The sequence below is a fragment of the Ruegeria sp. AG7 genome (genome assembly GCF_056541545.1).
The window spans coordinates 271,731-283,335 of sequence record NZ_JBQFYP010000005.1; the positions used below are offsets into that span (position 1 = coordinate 271,731).

At 57.0% G+C, this 11,605-nt stretch carries 11 protein-coding genes and 1 pseudogene; 9 read left to right on the forward strand and 3 right to left on the reverse strand.

Annotated features, from left to right (window positions below; all coding sequences use genetic code 11):
- The first annotated feature begins 2 nt into the window (after window positions 1–2).
- The 7 genes from ACR0BF_RS09410 (at window position 3) to ACR0BF_RS09440 (ending at window position 5,167) form a co-directional block, all read left to right on the forward strand.
- Window positions 3–164 carry a peptidase M23 gene (locus ACR0BF_RS09410; protein WP_209504407.1) on the forward strand — a complete coding sequence of 54 codons (162 nt, stop codon included), beginning with the start codon at window positions 3–5 and terminating at the stop codon, window positions 162–164.
- Complete coding sequence (locus tag ACR0BF_RS09415) at window positions 161–466, forward strand: urease subunit beta (protein ID WP_209597619.1); 306 nt, start codon at window positions 161–163, stop codon at window positions 464–466. The genes ACR0BF_RS09410 and ACR0BF_RS09415 overlap by 4 nt, the downstream gene beginning before the upstream one ends.
- Window positions 466–2,175, forward strand: a complete 1,710-nt coding sequence (gene ureC, locus ACR0BF_RS09420; protein ID WP_209504409.1) for an urease subunit alpha — start codon at window positions 466–468, stop codon at window positions 2,173–2,175. Before ACR0BF_RS09415 ends, ureC begins: the two co-directional genes overlap by 1 nt.
- 18 nt (window positions 2,176–2,193) lie before the next feature.
- Entirely contained in the window at window positions 2,194–2,646 is a 453-nt protein-coding gene (ureE, locus tag ACR0BF_RS09425) for an urease accessory protein UreE (protein WP_209504410.1), read from the forward strand.
- The gene (locus tag ACR0BF_RS09430) at window positions 2,630–3,283 is read left to right on the forward strand and encodes an urease accessory protein UreF (RefSeq protein WP_209504916.1); all 654 of its coding nucleotides are present in this window, start codon (window positions 2,630–2,632) and stop codon (window positions 3,281–3,283) included. The genes ureE and ACR0BF_RS09430 overlap by 17 nt, the downstream gene beginning before the upstream one ends.
- Entirely contained in the window at window positions 3,280–3,930 is a 651-nt protein-coding gene (gene ureG, locus ACR0BF_RS09435) for an urease accessory protein UreG (RefSeq protein ID WP_480520392.1), read from the forward strand. The genes ACR0BF_RS09430 and ureG overlap by 4 nt, the downstream gene beginning before the upstream one ends.
- Before the next feature lie 655 nt (window positions 3,931–4,585).
- The gene (locus ACR0BF_RS09440) at window positions 4,586–5,167 is read left to right on the forward strand and encodes a TMEM175 family protein (protein WP_480520390.1); all 582 of its coding nucleotides are present in this window, start codon (window positions 4,586–4,588) and stop codon (window positions 5,165–5,167) included.
- A gap of 144 nt (window positions 5,168–5,311) precedes the next feature.
- On the opposite strand, the gene ACR0BF_RS09445 is transcribed toward ACR0BF_RS09440, so the two are convergent.
- Window positions 5,312–6,637 carry a metal-dependent hydrolase family protein gene (locus tag ACR0BF_RS09445; protein ID WP_480520388.1) on the reverse strand — a complete coding sequence of 442 codons (1,326 nt, stop codon included), beginning with the start codon at window positions 6,635–6,637 and terminating at the stop codon, window positions 5,312–5,314.
- A gap of 250 nt (window positions 6,638–6,887) precedes the next feature.
- Here ACR0BF_RS09445 and ACR0BF_RS09450 point away from each other — a divergent pair, with 250 nt between their 5' ends.
- Window positions 6,888–8,102 (forward strand): carbohydrate porin, encoded by a 1,215-nt coding sequence (locus ACR0BF_RS09450; protein ID WP_480520385.1) that lies wholly within the window; start codon window positions 6,888–6,890, stop codon window positions 8,100–8,102.
- A gap of 890 nt (window positions 8,103–8,992) precedes the next feature.
- On the opposite strand, the gene ACR0BF_RS09455 is transcribed toward ACR0BF_RS09450, so the two are convergent.
- The gene (locus ACR0BF_RS09455) at window positions 8,993–10,402 is read right to left on the reverse strand and encodes an arylsulfatase (RefSeq protein WP_480624755.1); all 1,410 of its coding nucleotides are present in this window, start codon (window positions 10,400–10,402) and stop codon (window positions 8,993–8,995) included.
- A gap of 150 nt (window positions 10,403–10,552) precedes the next feature.
- Here ACR0BF_RS09455 and ACR0BF_RS09460 point away from each other — a divergent pair, with 150 nt between their 5' ends.
- Complete coding sequence (locus ACR0BF_RS09460; RefSeq protein WP_480624756.1) at window positions 10,553–11,227, forward strand: TetR/AcrR family transcriptional regulator; 675 nt, start codon at window positions 10,553–10,555, stop codon at window positions 11,225–11,227.
- Window positions 11,228–11,526: 299 nt separating this feature from the next.
- Here ACR0BF_RS09460 and ACR0BF_RS09465 read toward each other — a convergent pair.
- A pseudogene (locus ACR0BF_RS09465) lies at window positions 11,527–11,605 on the reverse strand (integrase); the annotation flags it as partial.

The window sequence follows — 11,605 nt, forward strand, 5'->3', positions numbered from 1 at the left end:
ATATGACCCGCATGCTTTTCCCTGTTCTGATCCTGGCTGGCCCCGCCGCCGCGCATAACGGCACGCATATCCACGCGCATGGCACGGACTATGCCGCTCTGGCCGTGGGCCTCGCGATTGTCGCGTTGGCTGCTGTTGCCTTGATGGTGAAGCTAAACAAATGATCCCCGGCGAGCATTTCCCCGCTGAAGGCGAAATCACGTTCAACCTGGGCGCCGAGCCGTTGACGCTGATGGTCGCCAATACTGGCGACCGCCCGATTCAGGTCGGCTCGCACTATCATTTTGCCGAGACCAACCCGGCGCTGGAATTCGACCGCGCTGCCGCCCATGGCCTGCGTCTGGACATCGCCCCCGGCACCGCCGTGCGGTTCGAACCGGGACAGGAACGCGAGGTTTCGCTGATCCCGATCGGCGGCGCACGCAAGGTCTATGGGTTCAATCAAAAGGTCATGGGGGCGTTGTGATGCCAGCAAAAATCAAACGCTCCGACTATGCCGCCATGTTCGGCCCCACCACCGGCGATAAAATGCGGCTGGCCGATACCGACCTGATCATCGAGGTCGAACGCGATCTGACCATCTATGGCGAAGAGGTCAAGTTCGGCGGCGGGAAAGTGATCCGCGACGGGATGGGGCAGTCTCAGGTCACACGGGACAAGGGGGCGGTGGATACAGTCATCACCAATGCGCTGATCGTGGATCATTCGGGTGTCTACAAGGCGGATGTCGGTCTGAAAGACGGGCGTATCGCCAGGATCGGCAAGGCGGGGAACCCCGACACGCAGCCAGGTGTCGACATTATCATCGGCCCCGGCACCGAAGCCATCGCGGGCGAGGGGCGCATCCTGACCGCAGGCGGGTTCGACAGCCATATCCACTTCATTTGCCCTCAGCAGATCGAAGACGCGCTGCATTCCGGCCTGACCACCATGTTAGGCGGCGGCACGGGTCCGGCCCATGGCACGCTGGCCACCACCTGCACCCCCGGCCCCTGGCATATCGGACGGATGTTGCAGGCGGCGGATGCCTTCCCGATGAACCTCGCCTTTGCGGGCAAGGGCAACGCCTCATTGCCAGCTGCGCTCGAGGAACAGGTCAATGCCGGGGCCTGCGCTCTGAAACTGCATGAGGATTGGGGCACGACCCCTGCCGCCATCGACTGCTGCCTGTCGGTGGCCGATTCGATGGATGTACAGGTGATGATCCACACCGATACTCTGAACGAATCCGGTTTCGTCGAAAACACTGTCGCCGCCATGAAAGGACGCACCATCCACGCCTTCCACACCGAAGGCGCAGGTGGCGGCCATGCCCCTGACATCATCAAGATTTGTGGCGAGAATCACGTTCTTCCCTCCTCGACCAACCCGACGCGACCTTTCACTGTAAACACGGTCGAGGAACATCTGGATATGCTGATGGTCTGCCATCACCTCGACAAGTCCATCCCCGAGGACGTAGCCTTTGCCGAAAGCCGCATCCGGTGCGAGACCATCGCGGCCGAGGATATCCTGCACGACATGGGTGCGTTCTCGATCATCGCGTCTGACAGCCAGGCCATGGGCCGGGTCGGAGAGGTGCTGATCCGCACATGGCAAACCGCCGACAAGATGAAGAAACAGCGAGGGCGTCTGACCGAGGAAACCGGTGAAAACGACAACCTGCGGGTCCGCCGTTACATCGCCAAGTACACCATCAACCCGGCGATTGCCCACGGTCTGAGCCATGAAATCGGCAGCATCGAGGTAGGCAAGCGCGCCGATCTTGTCCTGTGGAACCCGGCCTTTTTCGGCGTGAAACCCGAGATGGTTCTGCTGGGCGGTACAATTGCCTGCGCGCAGATGGGCGACCCAAATGCCTCGATCCCGACACCGCAACCTGTTTACAGCCGTCCGATGTTCGGGGCTTATGGGCGGTCGGTGGAGCACTCGGCGATTACCTTTGTCTCGGCAGCAGCGCAGGCGGACGGGATCGGTGAAACTCTAGGCCTGGCCAAGAAAACAGTCGCCGTGCGGAACACACGCGAGATTGGCAAACGCAATTTGCCGCTAAACGATGCGACGCCCCATGTCGAAGTAGACCCGGAAACCTACGAGGTCCGCGCCGATGGTGAATTGCTGACCTGCCAACCTGCCGAGGTGCTGCCGATGGCGCAGCGATACTTTATGTTCTGAGATACAAGGAGCACCAAGATGACCACCGCGATCAAAACCGCTCGTATCTACCACGACCATGCGCATGCACCCGCTCATGCGCAGGTCTCGCTGGACTATGATGGCCGCTTCCTGCGCCGCAAGATGCTGGCCACGGATGATGGCGAGGCGTTTCTGGTTGATCTCTCCAACACCAAATCGCTGGATCATGGCGGGGTTCTGGTATTGGAAGACGGTCGTGAGATTGAAATCGTCGCGGCCCCCGAAGAGCTGCTGGAGGTAAAGGGTGACCACCTGCTGCGCCTTGCCTGGCATATCGGCAACCGGCACACACCCTGCCAAATCGAATCTGACAGGCTGCTGATCCAGCGCGATCACGTCATTCGCGACATGCTGATGAAACTGGGGGCCGATATTCGCGAAGTCGTCGAACCCTTCACCCCCGAAGGCGGGGCCTATGGCCACGGCAGGACCCATGGTCACGCCCACTAGCTCTGACATCCTGACACTGACCCAATGGTTGTCCCCAGCCTATCCGGTTGGGGGCTTCGCCTATTCCCACGGGCTGGAGGCAGCGATTGAACTGGGCCGGGTCGCCAGCGCAAACCAGACAGGCGACTGGGTCGCCACGATACTGCAACATGGCTCGGGCTGGAATGACGCGCTATTTCTTGTGGCCGCGTATAACGCCGATGACAGGGCCGCGTTGGCCCGAATCGATGCCTCCGCCCGCGCCTTTTGCGCCGGGTCGGAACGGCTGATGGAATCCGACCTTCTGGGTCAGGCTTTCGGATCCGTGACCGGAGATATCTGGGGGCTCGACCTGCGGCGCCTCACCTACCCGGTCGCGGTGGGCCGTGCCGCGCGGATGCAGAATCTGCCGCGCCCGCTGGTGTCGCAGATGTTCCTTCAGGCCTTCATGAGCAATCTTGTGGCCTGCGCAACCCGCCTTGTCCCTTTGGGACAGACCGATGCTCAGCGGCTGATTCGTGATCTGACCCCGCTCTGCACTTCGATTGCGGAAACAGCACAACACACGGGCCTTGATGAACTGGGTTCAACCGCATTCCTGTCCGATATCTTGTCGATGAAACATGAAACTCAATATTCAAGGATATTCCGAACATGAGCAGTATGAACGGCCCCCTGCGCGTTGGTATCGGCGGCCCGGTTGGCGCTGGTAAAACGACCCTGACTGCCGCTTTGGCAGAGGCCCTGGGCGAGGCCTTTTCGATTGGTGTCATCACCAACGACATTTATACGCAAGAGGATGCCGAAGCGTTGATGCGGATGCAGATTCTGCCCCGGGACCGGATTATCGGTGTCGAAACCGGCGGTTGCCCGCATACCGCGATCCGCGAGGATGCCTCGATCAATCTGGCCGCCGTGGCAGAGATGCAGGCCCGTCACCCCGGCTTGGATATAGTTCTGATCGAAAGCGGCGGCGACAATTTGTCGGCCACATTCAGCCCGGAACTGGCGGACCTGACACTCTACGTGATCGACGTTGCAGCGGGTGAGGAAATTCCGCGCAAGGGCGGTCCTGCGATAACGAAATCGGACATTCTGATCATCAACAAAACAGATCTCGCCCCCCATGTCGGCGCGTCGCTCGAAGTGATGGAGCGCGACGCCACGCAAATTCGAAAGGGCCGACCTTTCGTGTTTTCGGCCCTACGCCACCGAACGGGCGTTGACGCGATCGTCAGTTTGTTAGCGCAGATTGGGGGTCTGAAAATTGCAGATGGATGTGTTGCAGAGGCTTCTGGCGGTTGACGTGTGCCTTTGACGGCGGAATGACGACCGAACCATGTAGCTCGTAGTCCGCTCACAATTTCGTTCTTGGGCGCGGCGAACCGGCCCGATCGCCGATACAGTGCTCCACCGCAAGGTGTCGTGCCGACACCCCCCGAGGATGAACGCAATCGTCATCAATGGGTTATCTTCGGCAAGTCTCCGAAAGAGCTCGTTTGTCTCGTTGCTCGAAGGGTCCACCAGTACTTGCAACCAGTCTTCGCCTTGCCTCAGTTTTCCACTTCAAAATTTGTTGGCGTAACCTGACCATGTTGATCAGTTTATGGGATATGGCCAAAGTATAGAACCCGCCTGAGCATTGGACTTTAGACACTAGGCGACGTGTTTGGGCGGCCAAGGAACCTAGTCATTTGAAGCAGCTAAGTCTGAGTACCCGAGTCCTCAGAACGTCCGAACTTGTGGGCGAAATCGGCGCCAATCCCGACCTTCGCCTCACCTTAACGTTGCTGCAGTCGCAGCCTGCTTACCGGCCATTCGCAGCGCGTGCAAAATCTGGAGATGATCGAACTCACACTCTACGGACAAATCCGCGGTACATGAATACAAGAGACGAGGCGCCATCAAGGTTTACCCTGCGAGCCTGACAAAGTAGCGTGTGCTCGGAGGAGTTCGCCCAATGCAAAAGTTCGACGTCGCTCGATTAGCAGCCCTGTCTGACGGTGTATTTGCGATTGCTATAACTCTTCTTGTCCTGGATCTGGATCTTCCGACCGGCACGGAGAAATCTGTTGGAACACTGATCCTTGCGGACCTTCCGAAGCTGTACGGCTGGCTGATCAGTTTCTTGGCCATCGGTGCGCTTTGGCTCCACCACCATTACATCGTCGCGCAGCTCCGGTTGGCCGACATCACGGTCCTGTTGCTCAATCTGGCCTTGCTCCTGTTCATCTCCGTCGCGCCCTGGACCACCTCGCTGATCAGCGCATACGGCGATAGCCCGGTGTCGGTAATATTGTTCTCGGGCACGCTCGGAATGGGATGGTTGTCGATTGCAATGATGGCAATGCATGCGCGCGACCGCAGCCTCCTCGTCCCGGACGCACCCGCACCGGAGCCGGGACTGGCAACAACCTTGCTTTCAATTCGGGGCACATTGATCGCGATCCTGTCCATTGCACTGGCGTTTGTTGACACCACGCTGGCAATACTTGTCTGGGTCTCGCTAATCGTGATGCACCCATTTGTCTATTACCGCTGATCGCGACCCGCAAGCCAACAACTCCCGACTGGGAATTCCGCAACTCATACCGTTGCGCAATGCCAAAGGTGGAACTCAGAATGCGCGCCGATCAGGGATGGACGGCGCGCATGGGCATATGGGCCGAGCATTCGACCGACGGCCTCACTCGAGCGTGTTCTTGTGGATAACCCCGTCCTTCATGATCAAATCGAAGTTCTGGTCCGGGTCCGCCATCAAGCTAAGATCATCCAGTGGGTTGCCGGCAACGATGATCAGGTCGGCTAAGGCACCTTGGGAAATGACGCCCTTCTCCTTGGGGTATGGGTCCCGCGGCCCTGACAGCTTCAGAAGCTGCGCATTGTCATAGGTCACCATCCGAAGCGCCTCAAAGGGCGTGTAGCCGAAATGCGACCCAAGAAGTGCCACCATCTTGTTCTGCTGGATACCGCCACCTGGCGAAAACAGTATATCGGTCCCGAAGGCGACCTTCAGGTCGTGTTTTTTTGCCAATTCATAGGCTTTTGCGGTTCCCTGAACCATTATCTCTTGCTTGGCTTTCACGAACGGGTTTGCCGCGTATTCCGAGTCATCCTCAATTACAAAGGGTTGCAGAGAGAGCCAGATGTCCTTTTCGGCGAGAAGTGCCATGGTTTCATCGTCCAGAAGCTGGCCGTGCTCCACGACCTTGACCCCGGCTTCTACAGCTGTTCTGACGGCGGTGGGCGTGTAGGCGTGAACCGTGACGTAAGTGTTCCATGTGCTGGCCACCTCGACGGCCGCTTTTATCTCTTCCAGCGTGTACTGCTGCACATCGAGAGGGTCGAAACTCGACGAAGTGCCGCCACCTGCCGCCAATTTGATTTGCGTGGCACCCATCCGAAGTGCCTCACGCACGCGCTTGGTAACCTCGGGCACGCCGTCTGCCGTCATCAGGATCGCATTGCGTTCCCAGTAGTCCAGAGGGTCAGCCGGATTGGCAGGGACAGCGTTTTTGCTGCGGAAGTCAAAATGACCGGAGGTCTGGCTGATCGGCGGGCCCGATGGATAAATTCGCGGGCCCACAAGCTCGCCTGAATCCACCAACTTCTTGATTGCGAAGGGATTGCCGCCCATGTCTCTCACAGTGGTAAAACCGCGCATCACGGTGGCCTCAGCCCCAATCGCACCGCGCAGCGCAACCTCCGACACATCGCCCGCTGCAAGGATATCGACAGGAATTTCGGCAAAGCTAACGTGCCAGTGATTGTCGATCATGCCGGGCATCAGGGTTCCACCCTTGCCATCGATCACCGTCGCATCGCCTGGGTCGATCTCGTCGGTCGAGACGCTTTTGATTGTGGTGCCCTCTATTAGAACATTCGCGTTTTCGATCAGGTCGGGGTTCTGTCCATCAAAAACGGAGACGTTGGTTACCAGGACATCGGATGTCGACTGCGCTTGAGCCGTTCCCGCCAACATTATGGAAATTAATAAAAAAAAGCTTCTCACCTTAGATTCTCCTCGCCGCCAACTCGATTAGACTCTATGATAGAGCAACAAGTCGAACAACATTTTGGGGTGTGACAATCTGGGCAGATGTCGGCGTCTGATCGATTTTGCGTTGGCACCTATAGTGGGCGGACATCTTGGCGCTAAAGGCGCTCTGAGTGGTTGCAACCGACGGGGATTGAAAGGTGGATCGGAAATGGCACAACGCACGGCGAGCGCTGCGTCTGCTTTTCAGGGTCGGGGCGCGCGCATGACAGCGGTGATCGCTGGCCGCGGCTGTGCCGTCCGTTTCTGCCTGACGCTGCTAATCTCAGTCGGCGCAGCGGAGTATACCTGTGCCGAGGTGCTTGGCGGGCCTTCATCGGTCCGGTCCGATTTACTGCTCTCCTACGCGCCGCCCGATCCGAACTATCGCTTCGATTTCCCACGCAACCTGGTCCCCGGTTATTTCGACTGGAAGGACAGGCTCGAAGCGCGGGGAATCAAGTTCAACTTCGAGTATCTTTCGCTTGGCCAATCGACCAACGCGGCGTTTGGACCGGGTAAGGCCGTCGGCGGATTGGCACGGCTTTACGGCACTTGGCAGGCAACCTCCAACGGGTCGCTGACATTCAAGGTCGAGAACCGCCGCAGCTACACAAGCGTATCGCCGCAAGGTCTCGGAGAAGCATCCGGGGCGCTGTCGGTGACCGGCACCGTGTTCAGCGACGCTGGCACGATTCTTACCAATCTGTTTTGGACGCACACCGCTAAAGACAAGCGTTGGGCGGTTCGCTTCGGCTTGATCGACGTCACCGACTATCTCGATTCCTACGGTCTCGTCAGCCCGTACGCCGCCTTTCAAAATGCGGCCTTCAGCACCAGTCCGACGATTGCCGCGCCCAGTCAGGGTCTTGGCGTTGCCGGGGCCGCACAACTAGGTGACAACTTCCTTGTTTTCGGATCGGTGGCAGATGCCAATGCCGACCCGACGACCTCGCCGGACTTTGACGTTGTAGTGGATGGAGATCTCTTCAAGAGCCTCGATTTGGTCTACACGACGGATGTCGGTCTAGCCTTCTACAACAATGCTCATGTCACGATATGGCATTCGGATGCCGCCAGTGATGGCAGCCGTGCTGAGGACTACGGAGCGACTGTTTCGTTGTCAGCGATTTTGCAGAACGGATTTTACCCGTTCTTTCGGGCCGGGCGTTCGCGCGGAACAGCGGCCCTTTACGACCGTTCCATCTCTACCGGATTGGGGTATTTCGCGTCCAATGGCGATCTCGCCGCGGTCGGCTTTGACTGGTCCGGCGCCCGAGATATCGAGGGGACCCAGTTCACGGCAGAAGCGTTCTACCGGTTTTCGCTCTCGCCTGGTCTGGAACTGACCCCGTCGATCCAGTTCATCAAGAACCCGCTGCTCGACCCTTCGGGCGACGGCATTACCCTGATCAGTTTACGCGGACGTTTCGTGTTCTGAGATATGTGGTGTGGCGCAGGCGAGCGACTGTCAGAAACCGTCCGTCAACCCGCCTTCGGTTAGTTGCGGCGCGCACGTCCAGATCCCGCCATTGCCACGGAATGTTTCAGTCCGCATGAACTGCGGCTTCCGGTCGTGAACGCGTCTTCCGTGAATTCTCGTCAGAATTTCACATGGTCGGCATTCTACTCGTCGATACTGAGCGTAGCATCGAACTTGATGAACTCGGAGCCGACTTGCCCGGTGCGGAATGTCGGGTGTTAGAATCTTCGTCTGAACGTCCGCTCTATCGGTTGTCGCATTCACAGGACGCACATGCGGCGGAGGTCCGCAGTCCGCCCCAGGTGCCGGGCACGGTGGTCTTGATACGTCTTCACCGGACTTTGAAGCCTTTTGCAGCGAAATGGCGCTTGGTCCGCAAAGCGGTTGTTGGTGAGAGTTGCATCGAACGAGTGCTTTGAGCCCACTTTGACCGATGCTGCGCGATCCCCCAATTACAGCAATGCGCAGGATAGGGACCATTGCATAGTTTGAGGACGGCGCCAAAGCCGACCTCCAACGGTAGCTCGGGATGTTGCACTGCGGCCCGTCAAAGCCGCTGTTCGCCGCGCCTGCAAAGCCCACCGCAGGGACGAAGTGGACATTTAGTGTTTGCTGACCCGCATCAAAGTCTAGAGTCGATTGAAATGCTACAATTGCGATGTCTCGAGATTACGAGGCTCGTGAGTGTATTTCCATGACGTTTGCCCCGCCTTCGAGTCCCCATATCTGAGGGCGGGGTTGTTCAATGAAGATTTGTCTCAAGTCTTGAAACGCGCTTTCGCCGCAACTGCAAACACTGAAACCGTATACACGACAGAACTGTGGACAAACCTGCCATCCGCTTTTCACTACTCAGGTGAAAAGGGCTCCAAAACTCCAAATGGCACAGGTGTCTCCTCCTCGAGAGTTTGCTGGAACTCCGCAATCTTGCCGAAGATCACTGGCAACACCCAAGTTGCTTCGCTCTGAATCGGATATTCCTCTTTGGGATCGGTGATGAGGTTGTGCACACGAGGCACGTTGAGCGGACGTGGCTCGCTGTTCATGTTTTCTAGTTCCACCAAATGCAGCTTCCAATTTCGCCACTTGTAGCCATAGACATCATCGTTGTTGTAAATGATGAACCCTTCGCGGTTCGAATTGTCCTGCTCACCAAGGAAGAAACCTAACTGGTCTACACCATCAATAATACGGTCTTGGGGTACGCTGTACCCAGCTACGCTGCCCAATGTCGGCAACATATCCACGAGATGTACGACCTCGTTGCTTTTGGTGCCCGCTGCAACTTTGCCGGGCCAACGGATCAGGAAGGGAACTCTGAGCGATCCTTCCCAGGCCGTAAAGTACGCGCCCCTCCATGGTCCTGCGGTGCCATGCCATGGTTCGAAATACTCGGGCCCATTGTCACTCAACCAGATCACGACAGTATTGTCTTTTACCCCCAATTCACTGATTGCATCGAGGACTTGCCCTGAACGAAAGTCGATCTCCGCCAACACATCTGCGTAATGACCATTACCTGTGATCCCGTCGAAGTCGGGATGAGGCAAGGTTGGAAGGTGCGGCTGCGTAAAGGGTACAAAGGCGAAGAACGGAGTTTCGCTCGCCACAGATCGTTGAATGAAGTCAATCGTGCGTTCGGTCAGTTCACCATCAATCGTGCGTCGAGTTTCTACAGTGTAGGCTTTGACATCGCGGGGAGCCTCATCGCGCTTCGCTTCTTGGATCATCGGTTGACCACTGACTGAAGCATCAAACTGAAACTGGGAGGAGTATTCGGACTCATCCGTCGTATTTGCCACACCGTACCACTCGTCAAATCCTTGATCCGTTGGGAAGCGCCCCGACATATCGCCAAGATGCCATTTGCCGAACATGCCCGTGGCATAGCCAACGTCTGAGAACAACTCGGCCATGGTCACTTCCCAATTGACCATCCCGTAAGGAACGCCCCAAACGACTTTGGTTGTTGCGGATCGGATTGGTCGGCGCCCGGTCATTAGCGCCGAGCGACTAGGGGTGCATTGAGGTTCGACATTGAAGTTTAGAAGCTGCATACCCTCCGAGGCCAATTCATCCAGCCGGGGCGTTTCGGCACCCCGCAAGGCACCTCCGCCATAAGCTCCAAGTTCGCCCCACCCCAGATTGTCAACCATCATGATGACAACGTTGGGTTTTGCGCTCTGTGCCGAGGCGAAGCCAACAAATTGCAGTGTCGTCACGAGTGATAAGGCAACTATGCGGATGGTTGCGATCATCTGGAAGTCCTCCGCTGGGTACTCAGGGCCGGTGCTCTAGAGTGTGGGACCCTATGGCTTTTCGTTTGGTGTGATTGTTCAAGTGTAGGACAAATGTCCTAAAAAATGCAATCATTGCCTTGCTTATGAAAATCTCGCTATCAGGTGACCATGACGACAAAGATCGAAGACTATGTTCCCGACGAGGTAACTGTCATGTTGCGCGAACTTGTCGTTCAACGCCCCGTTCCTTTGTCCACAGATGATCTGCCTGGCAGTGCGAGTACTAAAAGGCGCATTCTTGACGCCGCATTTTCGCTCTTTATTGAAGCCCGGATTGATGATTTCACGATGCGCAATCTCGCGAACCGTATCGACATGCGTGTCGGCAATCTGACGTATCACTACAAGACGAAATCCAAACTTCTCGAGGCGCTTGCCCAGGATCGGCTGGCGACCTATGCGGAAGAAATTCTCGCCACATTGCAACTGAGCGAGCCATCGCCACGGCGGGCACTTGATAGAATTGTCTCATTATTGGTTCAGGACTTACGCCGACCTGAAATTGCTTTCTTCCCGCAACTCTGGGCACTCGCCTTGTTCGATCCTGTTGCTGAAAGATTGATGGACCAAATACATGAACTGGAGCGACGGGTCTTTGCCGGGCTCGTGAGGACGTGCAGGCCCGATTGGTCCGATGTGCAATGCGATGCATTCTCGCTTCATATCACCGCTGCGATAGAAGGGCTGACACTGTTCATCGGGCGGAACAAGCAAACCAAAGGGGTCTACGCTTCACCGGACGAAGAAATCCATCGGGTTATGACACACATTCTCGAGGGATAGATTTCGAGGCTTTCTTGAGCTGAAAATGACTATTCGGAAAGTCTGCCAATTACACTTTGGGCTCGAAGCCGCCTTGTGGCAGTGCAGCACTATCTCGGGAATGATCGCGAATTGAATGTCGGCTTCAAGTGAAACCACATGGCCTACTTGCACCCGCAGAGAAAGCCGGCAATCCGCCCTTCACGACGGATTCTGCGCAGATCATAAACGTCCTAGAAGGGCTCGAAGCGGAAGATTAACGGGAGATTCCGAAAGTCTGCTTGGGAGTGGCGAGCGGACGATCCCGCCCGCCTAAATCGTTAAAGATCGATACGTTCGGCAATACTAAGCGCGTCTTCAAGCTCGACGCCAAGGTAACGCACCGTACTGTCCACTTTG